We start from the raw sequence: 23,604 nt of genomic DNA on the forward strand, positions 1-23,604 counted from the left end.
TTTGGGAGGACTTATGAAACATCGCCGTAATTTTCAATTCTCACCCAAAATGCTTCTGATCGTGCTCACGGTGATCTGCATGCTGCTTGTGTCGGTGAGCGTCCTTTTTAAAGATGTGACACGGCCGTTCACAAATATTGTTGCGGCTGTGGTCATACCGATGCAGGATGGCATTAATTCTGTAGGGGTGTGGGTCAACGACCGCTTCACTTCCATGCAGAGTATGGAGGAACTCCGGACGGAAAACGAGCAGTTGAGACAGCAGGTGGAGAATCTGACGCAGCAAAATGAAAGCCTGCAGAGTGACCAGCAGGAGCTCGAGGACCTGAGGTCGTTGTTCTCGCTGAGCCAGCAGTATGCAAACTATACGAAGGTGGGCGCGCGGGTAATCAGTAGCGGCAGCGGTAACTGGTACGAGAATTTTATTATTAATAAAGGTTCGGATGACGGCATTGCGGTCAATATGAACGTGCTTGCAGGTGATGGTCTCGTGGGTATTGTGACAGAAGTTGGAAGCAATTATGCGAAAGTGCAGTCCATTATCAGTGACGACAGTAATGTAAGCGCTATGTCCGTTAATACCTCAGATACTTGCGTAGTGAGAGGAAACAGTCAGTCGGCACGCAGAGACGGGGTCATTGATGTAACCTATATCAGTAAAGATGCCACTATGGTTGACGGAGATGAACTGGTAACTTCGAATATCAGCTCAAAATATCTTCCGGGACTTAAGATTGGCACAGTGAGCGGCATCGAGATGGATTCCTCCAATCTGACCAAGTCGGCGGTGATTACGCCGGTGGTGGATTTTCAGCATATTGATGAGGTGCTGGTGATCACACAGTTAAAAGAGGTGCCGGCAGGCAGTGAAACTGCAGATTAGAAATGTATTGGCGGAAATTCGGCATCAAAGAGGATGCCGTTCTTTCCGCTGATTGTATAAGAAGGGGTATTTATGAGGCGGATAGTTGTGACAGCCATCACCATTCTGGTGTGCTTTTTATTGCAGACATCGGTGTTTGATTTATTTAAGCTGGCGGATACTGTACCAAATGTTCTGCTTATTCTTGTGTCATCCGTATCTGTCATGAGGGGACAGAAAGAAGGAATGCTTACAGGATTTTTCGGCGGTCTGCTGCTGGATATTTTCTATGGTTCCTGGCTGGGAGGATTTGCATTTATTTATATGTTGTTTGGTTTTGTGGACGGATTATTTAATCAGATCTATTATTCGGACGATAATTTTCTTCCGATTATCATGATTGGAGTTAATGATCTTGTTTACGGTATCATTATGTACATCGCCTATGGACTTTTACAAAACCATATGCACATATTATTTTATATCAGAAGTATTATATTACCGGAAATGGTCTATACGGTGGCAGTGGGAATAATTTTATACCAGATTCTGCTGCGCATCAATGACTGGCTTGAGAAGAAAAATAAAGGAAGTGCAGATTTTGTTTAAGAACAACCTGAAAATAGACGGAAATAAAGTGAAGAAACAGCTGAAAGCAATCGTATCTAACCGTGTGATTATTATAGGGATTTTTGTTCTCTTTTTATTTTGCCTTCTGGTGTACCGGCTTTTTGTTCTTCAGATAGTGGAAGGTCAGGAACATCTGGACAGTTTTAATTATAAGGTGGAGAGAACCATTGAGACCAGCGGCTCCAGAGGAAATATCTATGACTGCAACGGCAAGCTGCTGGCCTATAACCAGCTGGCTTACTCGGTGACGCTGGAAACAACCGACAGGACAGAAGAAATTGCGCAGGAGCGCAGTAAGCAGGAAAACAGAGATGTCTCAGAAAATGAAGTCAGAAATGAAGTTATATATAATCTTATACAGCTTCTGGAAGCAAACGGCGATGAGATTCAGTATGATCTTCCGCTTGAAGTCAATGGAAAGGGCAAGCTCGTTTTTACGGAATCCGGAAGCGCGCTGCGAAGATTTAAGCAGGATATTTACGGAATCACCAATGTGGATAATCTGACAGGAGATGAAAAAGAACAGGCGGAAAAATGGCTGAATTCTTCTCCGGAGGAAGTCTACGAATATCTTCGTATGGGAACAGACGGACCGACTGGTTCCGGACGCATGTTTGAGATCTCCGACAGTTATTCCATGGAAGATACGCTGAAGATCATGTCCGTGCGGTATGATCTTTACATGAACCGTTATTCGCAGACCACGCCGATCACGGTGGCTTCCAATATAAGCAGTGAAAGCATTGCCGCTATCTCTGAGCGTGAAGATGAATTTCCGGGGGTGGAGATTAAGACAGACTCTCTTCGCAAATACAATGATGCGAAGTATATGGCAGGAATCATCGGTTATACGGGAGTGATCTCGGAGGACGAGCTCAATGAATACAACAGCGCCGGCGGCGATTACGAAGCCAGTGATGTGGTTGGAAAAACGGGAATTGAGAAAACGATGGAGACGACTCTCCAGGGTAAAAAGGGAACGCAGAAGGTGTTGGTGGATAATTTGGGCAAGATTATCCAGGAAGTGGATTCCACGGAAGCTACTGCCGGTAATGATGTGTATCTGACCATCGATCTGGATCTGCAGAAATATGCTTATAATATTCTGGAGCGGCGCCTTGCCGGTATTGTTCTTGCACATCTGACTACGGCTGATGACGCCGGGGACAGTAAGATGATTCCGATTAAGGATGTTTATTTCGCACTGATTGATAATAATATCATTGATATAACAAATTTGAACCGCAAGAAAGCGGAGCAGAATGAGAAGGAAGTCTATCAGATATATCAGAATAAGCAGAAATCAGTTATGCAGACTCTTCGCAGAGAGCTGTCCAGCGGAACCACGTCCAGAGGAGATTTAAACGAGGAGCGCAGAGAGTATGTGGATTACATCTACGATATGCTTGTGGACAGCGAGATTTTATCCTCTTCTCTGATGGATGAAAACGACGAGACATATCAGAACTGGGAAGAGGAGAGCATCAGTCTGAAAACCTTTTTGCAGCACGCCATCAACAGCGAATGGGTGGATATTTCCGCTCTTGACATTGCATCTGATTATTATTCCAGTGATGAGATATATAATGAATTGATTGATTATATTATTAATGCATTGCAATCAGATGAAGCATTTGATAAAATTTTATATAAATACATGATTAAAAATGAGGAGCTTAGCGGGAAGAGGGTGTGTATGCTTCTCTATGACCAGGGAGTTCTTGATAAAAATAAGGACGAAGATTACAATGCGCTGAGGACTGACCAGATGTCCGCCTATACTTTTATGTATGAGAAGATAAGAAAGATTGAAATTACACCGGCACAGCTTGCTCTTGATCCGTGTTCCGGTTCTGTCATTATCACAGATCCGAAGACAGGAGATGTGCGGGCAATGGTATCTTATCCAAGCTACAATAATAACAGGCTGGCCAATGGAATTGATTCTGACTATTACGCTTCATTAAACAGCGACAAGTCTTCTCCGATGTTAAACCGCGCCACCCAGACCAGAACGGCGCCGGGTTCTACTTTTAAACCGGTTTCCGCCACAGCTTCGCTGGAGGAAGGCATAATTGACGGTAACGATTATGTCCGGTGTGTGGGTATTTTTGAAGACATCTCGCCAAGCCCGCGATGCTGGATTTATCCAAGCGCCCATGGTTCGCTGAATGTCAGCGGAGCCATCGCCGTATCCTGTAACTATTTCTTCTATCAGATGGGATACAATCTGGGTACGACCAATGGTGTGTACAGCAGTGAGACCGGTCTGCAGAAGCTGGCAAAATATGCCGCTTACTATGGATTGGACAGAAAATCGGGCGTGGAGATCACAGAATATGAGCCTCAGATTTCCGATGAGGACGCTGTTCGTTCCGCTATCGGGCAGGGTACGCACAGCTATACGCCGGTTCAGATTTCACGTTATGTGACTTCTCTGGCAAATGAAGATAATCTTCTGGGGCTGACCCTTCTGGATAAGACCACAGATACGGAAGGTAATGAGCTCACCACCTATGAGACAAAGGTGGAGGACGAGCTGGATGTTTCCGACGAGACATTCGGTTTGATTAAACAGGGAATGAGAGACGTGGTAAACGGCAGAGACAGTACCATCCGTTTTCTCTATGAAAAACAGGATCTGAAGGTGGCCGGCAAGACCGGTACTGCCCAGGAAAATACCGAGCGTCCGAACCACGCGCTGTTCATTTCTTACGCTCCGTATGACGATCCGGATATTACCATGACAGTAGTTGTGCCAAACGGCTATACGTCCACCAATGCGGCTGAGATTGCAAGAGACATTTATAAATATTATTTCAACAAGACCAGTAAGGAAGAGGAAAAAGCAACCACTGCATTAATGCCGTCCGGAGGCGACAGCAATAATGATTAGAAACAGGAGGAATTATGAAAAGTTCCGTTATTATTAAAGGAAATAAGTATGGATTCCAGATTGTGTTGAATCCTACCCTTCCTTTTGAGGAACTACTACGCGAGGTGGCAGAAAAGTTTAAAGAATCCATTCGGTTTTTTGATTTCAGTCAGTCTATCGCAGTAAGCTTTGAGGGAAGAGATCTTACACAGGGAGAACAGAATTTACTCGTAGATACCATAGTGGAGAACAGCGGCCTGAAGATCAATTATATTATCAATGGAGGGAAGGCCGTGGAAACAGAATTTGCGGAAGCTCTGTCAGATGCTCAGGAGGAAGATCAGGAAGAAGAGGAAGAACCGATACAGGAAGAACTGAATTTTCCGGAAAGTATTGTAGGAAAAAACGGGCAGTTCTACCGGGGGACTCTGCGTTCCGGTCAGAAGATAGAAGTCGAAGGCAGTATTGTCGTTCTGGGAGATATTAATCCCGGAGCACAGATTGTCGCCGGGGGAAATGTAGTTGTCCTCGGCTGCCTGAAAGGAACTGTGTATGCGGGATATCCCCAGGACAGAGGAGCCTTTGTGGCGTCGCTGATGATGGAGCCTATGCAGATTCAGATTGGTGACTGCATTGCCAGGTCTCCGGACCAGAAAGCGAAAAAACAGAAGACAGGAAGAAAAAAGAACCAAAAACAGCTGGAAGCAAAACTGGCTTTTGTGGAAAACGACAGCATTTTCATTGAAACGATCACCCGGTCGTTGATCAGTGAGATAAGCATTAGTTAAGGGTATAAAGGAGATTGAAGATGAGTGAAGTAATTGTTATTACATCAGGAAAAGGCGGTGTGGGAAAAACAACAACCACGGCCAACATTGGTACAGGTCTTGCAAAAATGGGCAAGAAAGTTGTCATGATTGACACAGATATCGGATTAAGAAATCTGGATGTGGTCATGGGGCTGGAGAACAGGATCGTCTATAATCTTGTGGATGTCATTGAAGGAAACTGCAGGATAAAACAGGCGATGATCAAAGATAAAAGATACTCCAATCTCTTTTTACTTCCTTCCGCACAGACCAGAGATAAGAGTTCTGTGAGTCCGGAACAGATGAAAAAGCTGGTGGATGAGCTCAGAGAGGAGTTTGATTACATACTGCTGGACTGCCCGGCAGGAATTGAACAGGGATTTAAGAATGCGATCTCCGGAGCTGACCGGGCGCTTATCGTGACAACTCCGGAGGTATCGGCCATCCGTGATGCAGACAGGATCATTGGTTTGCTGGAAGCCAATGATTTAAAGAGAATCGATCTGGTGATCAACCGTATCCGCATGGATATGGTGAAACGGGGAGATATGATGTCTGTGGAGGATGTTATCGATATTCTTGCGATAGACTTAATTGGAGTGGTACCGGACGATGAAAGCATTGTAGTTGCTACCAATGAGGGAGAACCTCTGGTTGGAAAGGATACACAGGCCGGCAAGGCATTTGAGAATATCTGCCATAGAATTCTCGGAGAAAAAGTACCGTTTATGGAATTTGATGTGGATGGAATATTTAAGAAAATCATCGGTTTATTTAAACGGGGATACTAAAGGAGGAACACACACATGGGTTTCATAGATACTTTTTTCAGAAGAAGATCTTCCGGGACAATGGCGAAAGACAGGCTGAAGCTGGTTTTGGTTTCTGACAGAGCCAGCTGTTCTCCGGAGACGATGGAGATGATAAAGAACGATATCATTGAGGTGATATCAAAATATATGGAGATTGATACCCAGGGACTGGATATCCAGATCACCCAGACCGAAACAGAAGAAGGAAATGGGAACGGCCCGGCACTTTATGCCAATATCCCTATTAAAGAGGTACGCTTTCACAGATAATGTTAGGAGGCTTGCATGTTAAGACAGAAATATCAGTTTAAAAATTATAATTGGACATTGATAATTGCTGTGCTGATTTTGTGCGGGCTGAGCGTATTGTTTATCAACAGTGCAGACAGCTCTTATACCAGCCGGCAATTTCTGGGAATGTTGTTTTGTGCAGCCGTGATGTTTGTCCTGTCTGTGATCAATTATAATTTTATCTGTGATTTCAGCAGAATTCTGTACGTGCTGAATCTGGCGCTTCTTGTGTTTGTAAAAATAGGAGGCGTCAGTGTCGGTGGAGCGAGACGATGGCTGAATCTCGGCTTTACCAGAGTACAGCCGTCAGAGTTTACAAAAATCATTATGATCATATTTGTGGCGGTATATATCCAGGAACATGAAGAGGATCTGAACGAATGGAAAAATCTCATTAAACTGGCGGCGTTATGCGCTGTGCCTCTTCTTCTGGTGGTGATAGAGCCTGATTTGTCGACGACTATCGCTATTACCGTGATTCTGCTGGCAGTTATTTTTGTTGGCGGTCTGGATGGCAAACTGATCCGCAGATGTTTTATTATCGGTGTGCCGCTGCTGGTGTTGTTTCTCTGGTATATACAGACGCCAAATCAGATTTTGCTTCGCGAATATCAGGTAACGAGGATTATGACGTTTTTAAATCCTTCCAAATATGAGGATACTACTGCTTACCAGCAGCAGAATTCAGAGATGGCCATTGGTTCCGGACAGCTCTATGGAAAAGGAATCAATAATAATACTATTTCAGAAGTGACGGTGACAGATACCGGACTTGTCTCAGAGCAGCAGACGGACTTTATTTTTTCTGTGATCGGTGAAGAAGTTGGTTTTATAGGAAGTATTATTGTTATTGCATTATACGCAATAATAGTGATACAATGTTTAATAATAGCTCAACGTGCCAAAAATATAAGCGGGAGACTGATTGCCACAGGGGTGGCCGCCTGGATTGGATTCCAGACATTCATTAATATCGGCGTGGCGACACATTTTCTGCCGAATACCGGGCTGACGCTTCCGTTTATGAGTTATGGACTGACATCGCTGCTGAGCTGTATGGCGGGAATCGGACTGGTGTTGAACGTCGGTTTGCAACGACATTATTAATTATAGGAGGGGTTTTGATGAATGTAGGATTGATTGCACATGACGGCAAGAAAAAACTGATGCAGAACTTCTGCATCGCATACCGAGGCATTTTAAACAAACATGAATTATTTGCAACTGCGACGACCGGAAGGCTGATTGAGGAAGTGACCAACCTGACTGTGCACAAATATCTGGCAGGCCCGTTGGGAGGCGAACAGCAGCTGGGGTCACAGATAGAACACAATCTCATTGATATGGTGATTTTTTTGAGAGACCCCCTGAATCAGAAGACACATGAACCGGATTTATTTAATGTTATGCGTTTGTGTGATATGCATAATATTCCTCTGGCGACTAATCTTGCAACGGCGGAGCTTCTGGTGATGGCACTGGATCGCGGTGACCTGGAATGGCGGGAGATGTATCGCTGACGCATAAATTCATAAAATGAAAAGAGAGGCATATGAGACAGAAACGAAGATTTGCCCGTTTGGGCTGGATTCTGATGCTGGTTATTCTGGCTGTGAGTGTATCCGGATGTATACAGAATCCTTTTCAGATCACAAACTCCTATGAATCCTACTATGCGAAGGAGGAGGAAGCGGAGACAGATAACTTAGAAGGAATGGCGGCTGATCTGGCTGTATTGGACGCAGAAAGTCAGAATACGCCCGGTTACCAGAGCAGCAATTATGCGGAGCTGTTGATCAATGACAGTACAAATGAGGTTATGAAATCGTATCGCTGTTTTGAACGTGTATATCCTGCCAGTGTTACAAAGATAATGACGGCGCTTTTAGTGCTGGAAAATGGAAATTTGGATGATGAGATCACGCTGGATCATGATATTGAGCTCAACGAGGACGGTGCGGTGGCCACGACGCTTTCCAAAGGAGATACATTGACTGTCAATGAGGCGTTCCATGGCCTGGTGGTAAAATCTGCCAACGACTGTGCGGTAATTCTGGCGGAATACATTGCCGGAAGTGAGGAGAAGTTTGTCGAAATGATGAACGAGAGGGCAAGAGAGCTGGGCGCGACCCACACGCATTTTGCCAATTCCCATGGACTGCATGACGACAATCATTATACTACGGCCTACGATTTATATTTAATATTTAAGGAAGTGGTAAAACATGACGCATACCTTGAGACTGCTTCCAAGAAAGATTACACGATGACTTACGTAACTGCCGACGGCAGAGAAGTCGGCGAGTATATGCAGAGTACAGATGAATTCCTTTTAAATACGTACTCTGTTCCAAACGGTGTCACTCTGCTGGGAGGTAAGACAGGAACCACATCCATGGCCAAATCCTGTCTGATTCTTTTGACGGAAAATGAAGCTGGAGAACGTTTCTTTTCTGTGGTGATGGGAGCGGCGACTCATGAAGATTTGTACAATTCCATGACGAAATTGTTAGAAAATATTGTGAATAATTGAATTAATGGTTGTGATTTTACGCTATTTCAACTATAATGTATATAGCAATCAATACAATAACTGTCTGCCGGAGGGCAGGGCTTTTGAGATGAAGAGCCTTACCCTCCGACAGGCAGACAATATAATTTAAGGAGGACACCAACATGATTGAAATTATTGCAGGACTGAAAGGACACGGTAAAACCAAAATATTAATTCAGAAAGTCAATGATGATATCAAGCTCACCAAAGGTACTATTGTCTATCTGGACAAAAATAATAAACATATGTATGAACTGAGTAATCAGATTCGCCTCATTGTTGTTCCGGAGTTCAATATTGAGAATACGGACATGTTCATCGGTTTCATAGCAGGAATTTTATCACAGGATCACGATCTGGATAAGATTTATCTGGACAGCTTCCTGACAACCGCATGCATTGACGGTAATCTGGACTACGCAGTAAGCAAGCTCAATGTATTATCTGAGAAGTTTGATGTGGATTTTGTGATCAGTGCATCTGCTGATAAGGAAGATATGCCGGAAGAAGTACAGCAGTACGTAACGGTTTCTTTATAAGAATACATAGAGAGAGAACGCGGTAAGAAAGTACAGAGAAACACACCGGTATATATTGGGAGCCGGTGTTCCTGTGGATTGTGGTCGAACGATCTGCAGACAAATGACAGAATCATTATGAGGGTGTTGCAAAAAGGAGAAAGGCAGCCGGCGGGAATTTAGATATTCCTGTTTGGAAAGGCTGGCGGACAATCTTTTGGAACACCCTTTTTCTGTTGCAGCAGAACAGCAAAAGTGGAAAGGACGACAAACATCATGGCGGAGAACAGGATGTATTATTCCTATAGTGAATATCTGAAAGAAAAATATGGGCAGAAGGTGTATAAATTGCCGGTTAATCTGCCGGTTTCCTGTCCGAACAGGAAGGAAGGGGCGGGATGCTCTTTTTGTGCCGAGGAGGGAACCGGCTTTGAGGCGGCGGATTCCATGGAGACAGTGAGCGGGCAGCTGAAATCATCCAGGGAAAAGGTTGAAAAGCGTTACCATGCCAAAAGATTTATTGCCTATTTTCAAAATTATACGAATACGTTCCTCCCGCTTGAGCAACTGATGGCATATATGAGGGAAGCGGGAAATGTGGATAATATTGTGGAAATCTGTCTTTCCACAAGACCTGACTGTATCCGGCGGGATTATCTTGAGGCAATGGCGGATTTCAGAGAAAAGACGGGAATACAGGTGTCGCTGGAATTGGGGCTTCAGACTGTGAATTATCATACTCTCCGTGCCGTCAACCGGGGACATGGACTGGCCGAGTTTCTGGATGCGGTGCTGACTATTGCTCCCTATCATTTTCCGGTCTGCGTACATATGATATTAAATCTGCCCGGCGATACCATGGAGGATGCAAAAGAAGCAGCAAAGATTTTATCTGCGCTTCCGGTCTCTATGGTAAAGCTTCATTCGTTATATATTCCGAAAAAATCTGTATTGTATCAGGAATACAGAAATGGTAGAATAAGCATATGCTCGAAAGAAGAATATCTGGAGCGGTTAGCGGAATTTATCGCACTGCTTCGTCCGGATATAGCGGTGGAACGATTATTTGCCCGAATACCGGAAAAGGATTCTGCCTTCTGCAACTGGGGACACAGCTGGTGGAAGCTCATGGATGAATGGAAGGCGCTGATGGAGGAAAAGCAGTATGTGCAGGGAATCCATTGTGATTATTTAAACGGTGCAGCGTTGAACAGATGGGGACTATAATGATGGCAAAAAAGAAAGAGAAAAAACGGGTATCTGTCATAAATCTCGGTACGATAGTATTTTTAGTAATCATCATATATCTGACGGCCTACGTGATTCAGTATCTGGGAAAGGAAAAACTTGCCATTTACGAGGTCAGTGAAAGTAATATTTCAGAAAATATCAGTGGAACAGGCATGATACTCAGAGAGGAATCTTTGATTACTACGGATAAAAAAGGATATGTGAATTATTTTGTGAAAGACGGATCCCGGGTAAAAAAAGATGGAACTGTATACATGCTGGATACAACCGGTAAGCTGCAGTCTTACCTAAATGAATTGCTGAAAGAAAAAGATACGGTCAGCGCAGAAGAAACGCAGCAGGTTTATGAAGATTTACGAACTTTTTCCGATAGTTTTACCGATAATAATTTTTCTGCAATATACGAGGCGAAAAATGAAATCAATCATGACCTGATGTCCTATACAGACACAATTCTTGCAGAAAATAAGAACAAGCTGGAAGAAAAGTACGGAAGTGGAAGTTATGTCGAAGTGAAAGCAGGAGAGTCTGGTCTGGTTTCTTTTTTTTCTGACGGCAAAGAAGAGGTGACGCCGGATTCTTTTAGTCCGGAAGATTTTGATAACAGCGCCAAAATGAAAGATTTGCGCAGCAGAGAGGAACTGTCAGCAGGTTCGCCTGTTTACCGCATTGTGACAGGGCAGAGCTGGACGCTGGCGATTCCGGTAAATAAGAATGATTACAAACGCATGAAAAACCTGGAAAAGAAAGACGTGCATACGGTGCAGGTCACTTTCCATCAGGATAATTTTACAACCAATGTTTCTTTTGAATGCCAGAAGAAAGAGGGAAATTGTTACATTCTGCTGCAATTTGATAATTATGTGCAGCGATATATTAATCAGAGATATCTTTCCGTACGTCTGCAGTTATCCGAGACGGAAGGTCTGCAGATTCCTGCCAGTTCTCTGGTACAAAAAGATGTATATAAGGTGCCGGCCGAATATCTGACAAAAGGAAGCAACAGCAGCGATGATAATCAGGTGAATGTTTTATCTGAAAACAAAAGAGGAGAAGAAATCCTCACGCAGGTCACCGTGACCAGATACCGGACAGAAGGAGATAATGTTCTGATCACATCGGATCAGCTGAAGGCAGGGGATAAAATTTCTGATGTGGAAAAAGCCAAAACATATACGCTGAAAGAGACCAGTGTCCTTCAGGGAGTTTATGTGGTGAACCGGGGATATGCGGAATTTAAACCGGTGACTATTCTGGAAAGGACAGAAGATTACTGTATTATTTCTCCGGATGACAGCGATGTGGAGATTTACGACAGGGTGATTCTGAACAGTGACACCATTCAGGAGAATCAGGTCATATATTAGATGACGGAAGGCGGCTGAAAGCCGTCAGCCGGGTGATGGCAGCAGAAAGAACGGTACGGCGGAAGTGAAGCCGGACAGAAAATGGAGGGATAGAAACATGCTGGAGGATAATTTGGCAAAGGTTAAGAAAAACATAGAAAACGCCTGCCGGAAAGCAGGAAGAGATCCTGAAGAAGTCACTCTGGTGGCAGTCAGCAAAATGAAGCCGCTGGAGGATATAGAAGTTCTGCGGCGAATTGGTCAGATGGAATTTGGGGAGAATTATGTGCAGGAGCTCTGTGAGAAAGAGGAGCATGTGAGCGCGCCGGTACACTGGCATATGATCGGGCATCTGCAGACCAATAAGGTAAAATATATCCTTGACAAAGTAGTACTGATCCATTCTGTGGATTCCGTACATTTGGCAAAGCAGATTGAGAAGGAGGCGGCGAAGAGAAACCTTACCGCGCAGATTCTGCTCCAGGTAAATGTCGCGGAAGAAGATACAAAGTTTGGAATGGACACTGACGAAGTCATTAAGATGGCGGAAGAGATCAGTCATTTTCCTCATGTGCATATCCGGGGACTCATGACCAGTGCGCCGTTTGTGGATGATCCGGAGGAAAACCGCTGTTATTTTAGAAAATTACATAAATTATTTGTTGACATTGGAGATAAAAACATTGATAATGTAACCATGGATATCTTATCTATGGGCATGACGAATGATTATGAGGTCGCCATTGAGGAGGGAGCCACCATGGTTCGGGTGGGGACCGGTATCTTTGGTGAGCGCAATTACAATAAATGACAGGGAGGAACAAAGGAATGGTAAAGTTCGCGGAGAAGTTTTTAAACATGATGACGCTGAATGATTCGGAAGAAGAAGCCACGGAAGAATTTGATGAAGAATACGACGAAGTGACGGAAGAAGCAGACGAAGAAGATATTGAAGAAGAACCGCCGCAGCAGTCCAAAAAACCGATTCTCTCCTTCCGCCGCAGGAAAAAAGAACCGGAAGAAGAACCGGTGGAAGAAGAAGAGACAGAAAGAAGAGTAATCCCATTTCATGGAAGACAAGAAGAAGGTGAAGTCGTGAAAGTTGTAAAACCACAGTTATTTAACGAGGCGCGCGTTGTTGCTGAGTTTTTAAAAGACGGAATTACCGTTGTTGTTAATCTGGAAGGTATTGAGATTGGCGAAGCCCAGAGAATCGCTGATTTTATCGGAGGCGCATGTTTTGCCATTGACGGAACACTTAAGGCCATCTCCAATAATATTTTTATCGTTGCTCCGGGCAATATCGAAGTGTCCGGTGATCTGCGGGATGAGATTATCAGTGACAGCATGATTTCTCCTGAATTAACGAAGTTTTAGAGAAAATGTTTCATGACAGGCAGGGCTCATGTGCAGTCGGAGAGACTGTTGTTTTGAAGAAAACAACGGACTTCCGGCGCGATGCGGCTCTGCCATTTCTTATGCCGGCAGAATACAGACAATACCCGTCAGGAGAGAAATATGCAGGAGGAAAATATGGTACAAAAACGTTTGGAAGTAAAGCAGGATGAAAAGAAAGTATATGATATCGTAATAAAGGATACGTTCCAGGGGCTGACAGAAGAACTGGAAGCTTTTGATATAGAGAAAAAAAGGCTCTGTATCGTGACAGAGAGAAATGTGTCGTCCTACTATCTCAATGAGATTCATGAGTTGTTGAACGAGGCATGCAGGCAGGTGGATATTTTTATTTTTCAGGAAGGGGAAGCCAGCAAAAATCTGGATACGGTCAGCCAGCTTTACCGTTATCTGATTCAGCATGAATATGACAGAAAAGATATGCTCATTGCTCTGGGAGGAGGCGTAGTGGGCGATCTGACAGGATTTACCGCTGCCACTTATCTGCGGGGCATTGATTTTGTACAGGTTCCAACCAGTCTGCTTTCTCAGGTGGACAGCAGTATCGGAGGAAAGACCGGCGTGGATTTCCAGTCATATAAAAATATGGTAGGGGCTTTTTATATGCCAAAATTAGTATATATTAATATTAATACTTTAAAGACTCTGTCAGAAAGGGAGTTTCACAGCGGTCTCGGCGAGGTTATCAAACATGGACTTATTCAGGATAGGGAATATTATGAATGGGTGAAGGCGAACAGGGAAGCTATTGCCGCAAGAAATCCTGAGGCTATGGCAGTCATGGTGGAAGGAAGCTGCCGGATTAAGCGGGCCGTGGTGGAAGAAGATCCGAAAGAGCAGGGAATACGCGCCTTCCTGAATTTTGGACATACATTTGGACATTCCATTGAGAAACTGATGGATTTCCGCCTGACCCACGGAGAATGTGTTGGTATCGGCTGTATACTGGCAGCAGACATGTCCCGCAGAAGAAATTATATTTCGCAGGAAGAATATGAGGACATTGTAAATATTTTCAAATATTTTGATTTTCCGGAGATTCCGCAGGAGCTTGACAGCAGAGATATCGTCCGTGAGACCAGGCATGATAAAAAAATGGAACATGGCGCTATCAAATTTATTCTGCTTCGTGCCGTAGGTGAAGCCGATATTTATAAAGATGTGACAGAAGAGGAGATGCTTTCGGTTTTTCGAAGCCGCAATGAAGAAAAAGAAGCGGGAGGACAGGCATGAAACAGGGAATAAAAGCATTTATCGGCTGTCTGCTTCTGGTTGTTCTTGATCAGTTTACGAAAGTGCTGGCGCTTCAGAATCTGAAAGGACAAGAACCGATCACGATCATACCGGATGTGTTTCAGCTTCTCTACGTGGAAAACCGGGGGGCTGCCTTTGGCATTCTGCAGAATAAGCAGTGGGTGTTCCTGATTATCACGGCCATTGTTCTGGCGGCGCTTATATGGGCACTGCCCCGGATGTCACGTGAGAGACATTTTCTGCCGCTCAGACTGTGTCTTTGCTTTATAGGTGCAGGAGCCGTAGGAAACATGATAGATCGTATTTTCCGGGGATATGTGGTAGATTTTTTCTATTTTAAACTGATAGATTTCCCGGTATTCAATGTGGCGGATATTTATGTGACCACATCGGCAATCGTGTTGATCTTTCTCATCGTGTTCCTCTATAAAGAGGAAGATTTTGACCGGCTTTTTTCAAAGAAAGGCAGATGAGGAACAGAATGAAAGAGATAAAAGAAGAAAAAGACCGGCGCTATTATTATACTGTGGAGAAAGAACAGGAGGGACTCAGGCTGGATCAATTTCTGGCGGCGGAACTCACAGAACATTCCCGCTCTTATATCCAGAAACTGATCAAAGGCGGCAAGGTTACTGTAAATGAAAAGGCGGCAAAGGCGGGCAGCAGAATACAGACAGATGACCGGATTCTTCTGATGGTTCCGCCGTTAAAAGAGCTTGAGGTGCTGCCGGAAAACATTCCTCTGGACATTATTTATGAAGATGAAGATGTGATTTTGATCAATAAACCGAAAGATATGGTGGTGCATCCCTGTCCGGGAAGATATTCCGGAACGCTGGTCAACGGTCTTCTCGCTCACTGCGGGGACAGCCTTTCCGGTATCAACGGCGTACTGAGACCGGGCATCGTTCACCGGATTGATAAAGATACCACCGGCGTGCTTGTAGTGTGCAAGACAGATCTGGCCCACCGGAATCTGGCAGAACAACTGAAAGAACATTCCATCACCAGAAAATATGAGGCGATCGTCTATAACAATATTCCGGAGGAAGAAGGTATCGTGGATGCCCCCATCGGCAGAAATCCTGCGGACAGAAAAAAGATGGCGGTGGAATATAAAAATGGGAAAAAAGCTGTCACCCATTACCGGGTGATTGATCACCTGAATCATCAGTTTAATCATATCGAATGTCAGCTGGAGACCGGGCGGACTCATCAGATCCGCGTTCATATGGCAAGCATCGGACATCCGCTTCTCGGTGATGAAATCTATGGACCAAAGAGTGGAAGGAAAGGACTCCGGGGGCAGTGTCTCCATGCCCGGATACTTGGATTCATTCATCCGCGGACTGGCGAGTATATGGAGTTTGAAGCGCCGCTTCCGGAATATTTCCGGGAACTTTTGCGTAAGCTGAGAGAATAAGACGCCGGCCGTTGAAAATATCAGATACTGAGGTGAAAAAAGTTCTTTACAAACATTTTCCCATATGGTAAACTGGCTAAAGTGCCTGCGGGAGAAGAAGCCGTGGGCGGGATTAACCTTTGCCAGGATATGGAGTTACTCCGACCTTGTCTTCGTAAAGGTGTTTATTATTTAAGGAGGATTGGAACATGATTACAAAGGAAATGAAACAGGAACTGATTGCAAAATATGGCAGAAAAGAAGGAGATACCGGTTCACCGGAAGTACAGGTTGCTATTCTTACAGCAAGAATCAATGATCTGCAGGATCATTTCAAGGCTAACCCTAAGGATCATCACTCCAGAAGAGGTCTTCTGAAGATGGTAGGTCAGAGAAGAAATCTCCTTGCATATCTGAAAGCAAAAGATATCGAGCGTTACAGAACCTTAATCGAGCAGTTAGGTTTAAGAAAATAATACAGAAGACAAAAAGGCGCTGTACCTTTCATCGGGGACAGCGCTTTTTCTATAGTTGTTTTTTTGTGTGAAGTAAGATAAAATAAAACAGAAAGTATATATTCCGGCAGAATGACAGAGAAGACGCCGGGAAGCACAGAGAACAAAAAGATCAGACAGGACAGCGAGGTTATATATGAGCAGATTATTACGAGGAATCATAGCCGCAGCCGTGGTGCTGCTGGTCATTGCCGGTTTTTGGCAGTGGAGAGAATACAGCGCAAAGAAAGAACTCAGGGATAATGCGCTGTTATATTTTAAGGAACAGGACTATTCCAAGACAATCCAGTATCTGGAGGAAGCTCTTAACAGACATTCTCTGCTGGCGGGCAGCCTCGATCATGATATGACGTGCTATCTGGCGGAGAGCTATTATCAGCTTGCTGATTATGAGAAGGCTGAGGAGATTTATGACAGTCTCATAGCTGCAGATCCCGGCGAGTCCAGATATTATCAGTTAAAAGGCAGATGTGCCAGAGAGGCCGGCGATTATGAACGGGCCATGGAGATTTACAAGCAGGGTTGGGAAAAAACAGAGGACAGTTTATTTTTGAAGGACATCTGCGATATTTATCTTGAGCAGGAAGATTATGAAAATGCTCTCGCTTTTACGGAGCAGGGAATTGCTGCCGGAGGAGAAAACAAGGGAGAGTTCATGTATCAGAAGGTTATTATCTATGAACGTTCTCAGGATTATGAGGCGGCTTATGAGGCGGTGCAGGAATATTGCGGACTGTTTCCTGACGATGAGAATGCGCAGAAAGAAATGACTTTTTTATCCACAAGGATATAAAGATATTTGCCGGGCAATCGGTTGACACTATATCCAAACAATGGTAAAATTAGTCTTATAAAATAACTAAGGGGAGCAAAAAATGAAAAAAAGTCTGTAGATATTTTCACAGGGAGCAGATATCATTGTATTTTTATCTAAAATGTGATGTATGACAGTTCTTTTTTTGTTTATACTGCATGTTGTGAGTATCATTTCAAAAGGAATGATAAAGGAATAATATGCGGTTCTGCGGTATCGCGTGTGCAGGTTGCCGTCGGCAGGTTTCTGTGGACAGCAATACGTATAATACTAATCGAATGCATCTACCAGCAGTGAATTGATCCGGTTATTTTTATTCTGTTATTCTATAACATGACGGCAGCTTTCAGTGAAGCTGTTCCATAACTTTTTAAAGAAAAGGAGAAGAACATTATGGTATCACAAAAAATCACAATCAACAATCCACAGGGACTTCACATGAGACCGGCAGGCGTTTTTGCCAAAGGCGTTGCTAAGTTTGAGAGCGATGTAACAATTCACTTCAACGGCAAAGACATCAATGCAAAGAGCCTTCTCAATATTATTGGCGCATGTATTAAATGCGGTTCTGAAATTGAACTGGAATGTAACGGACCAGACGAAGAAGAAGCTTTAAAGACAGCAGTCGAATTAATCGAATCTGGTCTGGGAGAATAAGAATAAGTTAATAATATAGAGGTGGAAATCATGTATACTGGTATTGGTGCATCTGCCGGAATTGGTATCGGTTCCGTAGTGATTGTGAAGGAACCGTCTCTGGCATATGATAACGTTGCAGTCAGCGATATCGCTGCTGAGAAAGAACGTTTTAACAATGCACTGGAGAAATGTATTGCTAAGACGCAGGCGATGGCAGAAGACATGAAGACTCGCGTGGGGGCAAAAGAGGCAGAAATATTAGAAGGACATGTCCTGTTGTTAATGGATCCGGAAATGACCGGGCAGATTAACTCAAATATTGAAAATGAGAAAATGTGCGCAGAAGCTGCAGTTGAGCAGGTATGCGACATGTACGCACAGATGTTTTCCTCTATTGAAGACGAGATGTTCCAGCAGAGAGCGACAGATGTGTGTGACATTAAGACAAGACTGTTAAAGATTCTTCTCGATGTGGAAGATATCGATCTGGCAGCGGTGCCGGAGGGAACTGTTCTTGTAGCAGAGGATTTAACTCCATCAATGACAGCGGGCATCAACCCTGCTAATGTGGCCGGAGTTCTGACTGAGATTGGCGGCAAGACTTCTCATTCTGCAATACTGGCAAGAGCCCTGGAGATTCCGGCTGTATTAAGTATCGAAGGAATTGTGGGCAAGGTGGAAAACGGACAGACCGTTGTTCTGGACGGTTCCAGCGGACAGGTATTCGTATCTCCGGATGAGGTGACGCTCAAGGAGTACACTGCCAAGAGAGAAGAATATCTGGCTGAGAAGGCTGCTCTCCAGGCGTTTGTAGGAAAAGAAAGCGCAACGGCCGACGGACATGTAGTTGAGCTTTGTGCAAACATCGGAAAACCGGAAGATGCTCTGAAGGTTGTGGAGTGCGATGGAGAAGGAGTAGGTCTGTTCCGTACAGAGTTCCTTTTTATGGATCGTCCACAGGTTCCTACAGAGGACGAGCAGTTTGAGGCATATAAGAAGGTGGCTGAGACACTGGAAGGTAAACCGGTCATCATCCGTACTCTGGATATCGGCGGAGATAAAGAGATTCCATATCTGGGTCTTGGCAAAGAAGAGAATCCTTTCCTCGGATTCCGTGCCGTTCGTCTCTGTCTCAAGAGAGAAGATTTATACCGTCCGCAGTTAAGAGCCCTGCTTCGTGCGAGCGCTTACGGCGAGATCAAAATTATGGTGCCGATGATTTCCTGTGTGGATGAGCTTCGTGCAGTGAAGGCAATGCTCAATGAGATTAAGGCAGAGCTTGACGAGAAGGGAATTCCATACAATAAAAATATCCAGGTTGGTATCATGGTGGAGACACCGGCAGCCAGCCTGATGGCAGATGCTTTTGCAAAAGAAGCGGATTTCTTCAGCATCGGAACAAACGACCTTACAGGATATACTATGGCGGTTGACCGTGGTAATCCGGATGTAGCTTATCTGTACTCCACTTATAATCCGGCAGTACTCCGCTCCATTGAGAGAGTGATCAAAGCCGGTAAGGCAGAGGGAACTATGGTAGGCATGTGTGGTGAAGCAGCTGCTGATCCGCTGCTGACACCATTGCTGCTGTCATTTGGACTGGATGAGTTCAGCGTGAGCGCAACATCCATTCTGGCAACCAGAAAGACAATTTCTCTCTGGACTATGGAGGAAGCTAACGCCGTTGCTGAGAAGGCAATGTCGCTGGTTACAGAGGCAGAGGTCAAAGAATATTTGGAATCAGTTGCAAAATAAAAATATATTCAGAATTATTTTTCTGGCAGTATGATATCGCAGAAAGATTTTTTGGAACAGAGGAGAAAGGGTGTTTGTACAAACACCCTTTTTCTGACGCAGTATACATTTTAACCGGAAGGCAATTTGAACCCCGGCGGAAACATAAAGGATGAGAAACATGAGCGCAGAATTTAATGAAGAACAGAAAAAAGCAATTACCCATAAAGATGGCCCCGCCATGGTTCTGGCAGGTCCGGGTTCCGGTAAAACGCTGGTGATCACATACCGTGTCAAATGGCTCATAGAGCAGGCGGGGATACATCCTTCCAATATTTTGGTCATCACATTTACCAGAGCTGCGGCCAGAGAAATGGAGCAGCGATTTAAAAAACTGATGGAGAGTGAACAGACTCCGGTGATGTTTGGTACCTTTCACTCTGTTTTTTTCATGATACTTCGTTATGCGTACCGGTATACAGGAAGGAATATTGTCCGAGAAGAAGAACGGCGGAATTATGTCAAGGAAATGATTGATGAGAAAGAGCTGGAAATCGAAGATGAGGCGGAATTTCTCACAGGTATTTTAAATGAGATCAGTTATGTCAAAGGCGAGATGATGGATCTGTCCCTGTATCACAGCAGCAACTGCGCTGATGATTTGTTTCAGGAAATATATAATGGATATGAACAGCGGCTGCGCAGCCGCCAGATGCTGGATTTTGACGACATGCTGGTATTCTGCTATGAGCTGCTTCGTGAAAGACCGGATATTTTGAAAATGTGGCAGGAACGGTTTCGGTATATTCTGGTAGATGAGTTTCAGGATATCAACCGGATTCAGTATGAGATCGTGAAAATGCTGGCGGGAGAAAGAGAGAATCTTTTTATTGTCGGTGATGACGATCAGTCTATTTACCGCTTTCGGGGAGCGAAGCCGGAAATTATGCTGGGATTTCAAAAAGATTATCCAGCGGCAAAACAGATGATACTGCGTATCAATTACAGGTGCAGCCAGGAGATTGTGGACGGGGCAAGAAGACTGATCAGTCACAATACAAAAAGGTTTGATAAGGATCTCACAGCCGCCCGGGGAAGCAGGGCGCCCATCGTATACCGGCAGTTTGACACAGTGAGTGCCGAGTGCGGCGATATTGTAAATGGCATTCGTTTTTATTTGAAAAAAGAGATTCCGCCGGAAGAAATCGCGGTTATTTTCCGGACAAATACTCAGCCGAGACTCCTTGCCGGGCGTCTCATGGAATACAATATTCCTTTTCAGATGAGGGATATCCTGCCTAATATTTTTGAACATTGGATCGCAAAAAATATTGTGACTTATCTGAAGCTTGCCATGGGAGCCAGAGATCGAAGCTTGTTTCTTCAGATCATGAATCGTCCGAAAAGGTACATTTCAAGGAAAATGCTCCCGGATCCGGAAGTGGACTTGAAGGCGCTTAAGCAGCAGACTTTCGGCAAACGCTGGCTTTATGAAAAGATTGATAAGCTGGAGATGGATTTGTATCTGCTCAAAAAAATGGAACCCTACGCTGCTGTTCAGTACATAAGAAACAGCGTCGGTTATGAGGAATATCTGGCGGAGTACGCATCTTTTCGTCGAATGAATCCTGATGATCTGACGGAGATTCTTGATCAAATCCAGGAAAGTGCCAAAGAGTACCATACGGTAGAAGAATGGTTCGCATATATAGAAGAATATGGAGAGGAACTCAAAAAGCAGATAGAGGCCGGACGCCGCATGGACAATAAGGGGGTGACGCTCACCACCATGCACAGTGCCAAAGGCCTTGAATATGAGGTGGTTTTTGTCATGGATATGAACGAGGGCGTCACCCCGCACAAAAAGGCGGTGAAAGACGCGGATCTGGAAGAAGAGCGGCGGCTCATGTACGTGGCGCTGACCCGGGCGAAAACCTACCTTTTTCTCTATTCGGTGAAAGAAATGTACCAGAAAGAGGCGAAGCCTTCCCGGTATATTGCCGAAATACGTTATAGTACGGAGTCTTTTCGAGCGGGGCAGCGGATAAAACATAAAAAATATGGTACGGGAACCGTTGTGCAGATTGACGGAGATAAAGTTACGCTGCGTTTTGATAAAAATCCCCGTACAAAGATATTTTCGCTTCGGTTTCTGACAGAACAGGGAATGATCGCAACGATTTCCTGATTGTGCGGCCGGTTTCCGTTCGGCCGGGGCATTGAAAGGAAGTCTAAAGAAATAGGTGCCCACAAGAGCAGACATATGTGATACAATAAACTGTATTTTTGGCAGAGCCGGTACTGCCGTATGATTACAGGAGGTATGTAACAAAATGATTTTAGAGATGTTAAAGGTAATTTTGCTGGGTATCGTGGAAGGTATTACTGAATGGCTGCCCATCAGTTCCACAGGACATATGATCCTGGTGGATGAATTTGTGAAGCTCAATGTTTCTGATGCCTTTATGGAAATGTTTCTTGTTGTGATCCAGCTTGGCGCTATCCTGGCGGTCTGTGTGTTGTATTTCCATAAATTGAATCCATTCAGTCCCAAAAAAACAGAAGTGGAGAAAAAAGATACTTTTCGTCTGTGGGGTAAGGTGATCATCGGTTGTCTGCCGGCGGCTATCATAGGTCTGCCGTTTAATGACCAGATTGACGCTCTGTTCTACAATCCGCAGACCGTGGCGTTTACATTGATTCTTTATGGTATCCTGTTCATTGTCGTTGAAAACTACAATAAGAGCAGAACCCCGTCAATGACCACGCTGGAATCTGTCAGTGTAAAAACAGCCTTTCTTATCGGATGTTTCCAGATTCTTGCGCTGATCCCGGGAACCTCCCGTTCCGGTGCAACTATCCTCGGAGCGGTGCTCATCGGAACCTCCCGATATGTGGCTGCAGAATATTCTTTCTTTCTTTCCATTCCGGTCATGTTTGGAGCCAGCCTTTTAAAGATGATCAAATTCGGCTTCAATTACACCGGATATGAGATAACTATTCTTCTGGTAGGCATGGTGGTGGCTTTTGTCGTATCCATCCTTGCCATCAAGTTCCTGCTTGGATATGTGAAGAAAAATGACTTTAAAGCTTTCGGCGTCTACCGGATTGTGCTTGGTATCCTGGTGGCAGGATATTTCCTGCTGGCATGATGAATCGATTTGCGATTACAGACTGGTGCCAGATGAGAATCCGGCAGATGCTGGAGAACTGTGGAGCGGAAACAGAGCCGTGTTTTCCGCTTCCGCGTTTTATCGACGCCACGGCGGGAACCGGAAAGGATACCCTTTTTCTATGTGATCTGCTCGGAGAGGGAGGCGGAGAGATTCTTGCCATGGATATTCAGGAAATGGCACTGGAGAAGACAAAGGCACGGATGATTAAAAATGGTTATGAAGAGCGCCTGGAGCAGCGACCGGCCGCCAGTGATGATAACAATGGAGGAAAGAATCCGGGCGAAGATGCCGCCGGTGACAGCGCGGGCGAAAATGTCTGGGCGCTTCTGCAGGATGAATCGGGCAGAAAGCGGGTGAGGCTCGTCCTCTGCGGCCATGAGCATATGGATGAATATTTTCCGGAAGGCTCCGCAGACCTGATTATGTTTAATCTCGGCTATCTGCCCGGCGGCGATCACAGTCTTGCCACAAAGCCTGACACAACCTTGCCGGCGCTGGAAAAAGCGTTGGCGCTCTTGAAAGAGGGCGGTCTTCTTTCGCTGATGATCTACAGCGGCGGGGATTCTGGCTTCGAGGAAAAGGAGCGGGTGCTTGCCTGGCTGCGGGAACTTGACCCTAAGCAGTATATGGTTCTGGTGGAAGCATTTTATAACCGGCCAAATAATCCGCCGCTGCCGGTATTCGTTAGGAAGCTCGGGTAGCTGAG

Annotated in this window: 24 protein-coding genes; all 24 read left to right on the forward strand. The window is 44.7% G+C overall.

All coding sequences use genetic code 11. From position 1 onward, the window contains the following. Positions 1–13: 13 nt before the first annotated feature. The 24 genes from mreC (at position 14) to B5F87_RS13275 (ending at position 23,599) form a co-directional block, all read left to right on the forward strand. Entirely contained in the window at positions 14–883 is an 870-nt protein-coding gene (mreC, locus tag B5F87_RS13160; RefSeq protein WP_087281766.1) for a rod shape-determining protein MreC, read from the forward strand. 72 nt (positions 884–955) lie between these two features. Further along, positions 956–1,471: a rod shape-determining protein MreD gene (mreD, locus tag B5F87_RS13165; RefSeq protein WP_087281768.1), complete on the forward strand. Its 516-nt coding sequence runs from the start codon at positions 956–958 to the stop codon at positions 1,469–1,471. Further along, positions 1,464–4,388, forward strand: coding sequence for a penicillin-binding transpeptidase domain-containing protein (locus B5F87_RS13170; protein WP_343215769.1), 2,925 nt, complete (start codon positions 1,464–1,466; stop codon positions 4,386–4,388). The genes mreD and B5F87_RS13170 overlap by 8 nt, the downstream gene beginning before the upstream one ends. 14 nt (positions 4,389–4,402) lie before the next feature. Next, positions 4,403–5,155, forward strand: a complete 753-nt coding sequence (locus B5F87_RS13175; protein ID WP_087281772.1) for a septum site-determining protein MinC — start codon at positions 4,403–4,405, stop codon at positions 5,153–5,155. A 20-nt stretch (positions 5,156–5,175) separates the two neighbouring features. Then, on the forward strand, positions 5,176–5,967 hold the full coding sequence (gene minD, locus B5F87_RS13180) for a septum site-determining protein MinD (protein WP_087281774.1): 792 nt from the start codon (positions 5,176–5,178) through the stop codon (positions 5,965–5,967). 15 nt (positions 5,968–5,982) lie between these two features. Further along, on the forward strand, positions 5,983–6,258 hold the full coding sequence (minE, locus tag B5F87_RS13185) for a cell division topological specificity factor MinE (RefSeq protein WP_087281776.1): 276 nt from the start codon (positions 5,983–5,985) through the stop codon (positions 6,256–6,258). Between the two features lie 15 nt (positions 6,259–6,273). Then, on the forward strand, positions 6,274–7,386 hold the full coding sequence (locus B5F87_RS13190) for an FtsW/RodA/SpoVE family cell cycle protein (RefSeq protein ID WP_087281778.1): 1,113 nt from the start codon (positions 6,274–6,276) through the stop codon (positions 7,384–7,386). 17 nt (positions 7,387–7,403) lie between these two features. Next, positions 7,404–7,799 carry a methylglyoxal synthase gene (locus B5F87_RS13195; RefSeq protein WP_087281780.1) on the forward strand — a complete coding sequence of 132 codons (396 nt, stop codon included), beginning with the start codon at positions 7,404–7,406 and terminating at the stop codon, positions 7,797–7,799. A gap of 32 nt (positions 7,800–7,831) precedes the next feature. After that, entirely contained in the window at positions 7,832–8,812 is a 981-nt protein-coding gene (locus tag B5F87_RS13200; RefSeq protein WP_087281782.1) for a serine hydrolase, read from the forward strand. 143 nt (positions 8,813–8,955) lie between these two features. Next, complete coding sequence (locus tag B5F87_RS13205) at positions 8,956–9,372, forward strand: twitching motility protein PilT (protein WP_087281784.1); 417 nt, start codon at positions 8,956–8,958, stop codon at positions 9,370–9,372. 255 nt (positions 9,373–9,627) lie between these two features. Beyond that, entirely contained in the window at positions 9,628–10,578 is a 951-nt protein-coding gene (locus B5F87_RS13210) for a TIGR01212 family radical SAM protein (protein WP_087281786.1), read from the forward strand. Further along, positions 10,578–11,969 (forward strand): HlyD family efflux transporter periplasmic adaptor subunit, encoded by a 1,392-nt coding sequence (locus B5F87_RS13215; protein ID WP_087281788.1) that lies wholly within the window; start codon positions 10,578–10,580, stop codon positions 11,967–11,969. Before B5F87_RS13210 ends, B5F87_RS13215 begins: the two co-directional genes overlap by 1 nt. Before the next feature lie 97 nt (positions 11,970–12,066). Beyond that, positions 12,067–12,759: a YggS family pyridoxal phosphate-dependent enzyme gene (locus B5F87_RS13220; RefSeq protein WP_087281790.1), complete on the forward strand. Its 693-nt coding sequence runs from the start codon at positions 12,067–12,069 to the stop codon at positions 12,757–12,759. A gap of 17 nt (positions 12,760–12,776) precedes the next feature. Beyond that, positions 12,777–13,325, forward strand: coding sequence for a cell division protein SepF (locus B5F87_RS13225; protein ID WP_242964476.1), 549 nt, complete (start codon positions 12,777–12,779; stop codon positions 13,323–13,325). Between the two features lie 156 nt (positions 13,326–13,481). Next, on the forward strand, positions 13,482–14,597 hold the full coding sequence (gene aroB / locus B5F87_RS13230) for a 3-dehydroquinate synthase (RefSeq protein WP_087281889.1): 1,116 nt from the start codon (positions 13,482–13,484) through the stop codon (positions 14,595–14,597). After that, entirely contained in the window at positions 14,594–15,091 is a 498-nt protein-coding gene (gene lspA, locus B5F87_RS13235) for a signal peptidase II (protein WP_087281793.1), read from the forward strand. Before aroB ends, lspA begins: the two co-directional genes overlap by 4 nt. A gap of 8 nt (positions 15,092–15,099) precedes the next feature. Beyond that, a complete protein-coding gene (locus B5F87_RS13240) occupies positions 15,100–16,041 on the forward strand; it encodes an RluA family pseudouridine synthase (protein ID WP_087281795.1) in 942 nt (313 codons plus the stop codon). Positions 16,042–16,229: 188 nt separating this feature from the next. Beyond that, positions 16,230–16,496, forward strand: coding sequence for a 30S ribosomal protein S15 (rpsO, locus tag B5F87_RS13245; RefSeq protein WP_087281797.1), 267 nt, complete (start codon positions 16,230–16,232; stop codon positions 16,494–16,496). Positions 16,497–16,671: 175 nt separating this feature from the next. After that, a complete protein-coding gene (locus B5F87_RS13250) occupies positions 16,672–17,328 on the forward strand; it encodes a tetratricopeptide repeat protein (protein WP_087281798.1) in 657 nt (218 codons plus the stop codon). Positions 17,329–17,742: 414 nt separating this feature from the next. Continuing rightward, the gene (locus B5F87_RS13255; RefSeq protein ID WP_087281801.1) at positions 17,743–18,006 is read left to right on the forward strand and encodes an HPr family phosphocarrier protein; all 264 of its coding nucleotides are present in this window, start codon (positions 17,743–17,745) and stop codon (positions 18,004–18,006) included. 30 nt (positions 18,007–18,036) lie between these two features. After that, positions 18,037–19,743 carry a phosphoenolpyruvate--protein phosphotransferase gene (ptsP, locus tag B5F87_RS13260; RefSeq protein WP_087281803.1) on the forward strand — a complete coding sequence of 569 codons (1,707 nt, stop codon included), beginning with the start codon at positions 18,037–18,039 and terminating at the stop codon, positions 19,741–19,743. A gap of 160 nt (positions 19,744–19,903) precedes the next feature. Then, positions 19,904–21,910, forward strand: a complete 2,007-nt coding sequence (locus B5F87_RS13265; RefSeq protein WP_087281805.1) for an ATP-dependent helicase — start codon at positions 19,904–19,906, stop codon at positions 21,908–21,910. A gap of 145 nt (positions 21,911–22,055) precedes the next feature. Continuing rightward, positions 22,056–22,874 (forward strand): undecaprenyl-diphosphate phosphatase, encoded by an 819-nt coding sequence (locus tag B5F87_RS13270; protein WP_171900466.1) that lies wholly within the window; start codon positions 22,056–22,058, stop codon positions 22,872–22,874. Continuing rightward, on the forward strand, positions 22,871–23,599 hold the full coding sequence (locus tag B5F87_RS13275) for a class I SAM-dependent methyltransferase (protein WP_242964477.1): 729 nt from the start codon (positions 22,871–22,873) through the stop codon (positions 23,597–23,599). The genes B5F87_RS13270 and B5F87_RS13275 overlap by 4 nt, the downstream gene beginning before the upstream one ends. Positions 23,600–23,604 lie beyond the last annotated feature (5 nt).

Origin of the sequence: Eubacterium sp. An3, from assembly GCF_002159465.1 — a bacterium.
GTDB lineage: Bacteria > Bacillota > Clostridia > Lachnospirales > Lachnospiraceae > Anaerobutyricum > Anaerobutyricum stercoris.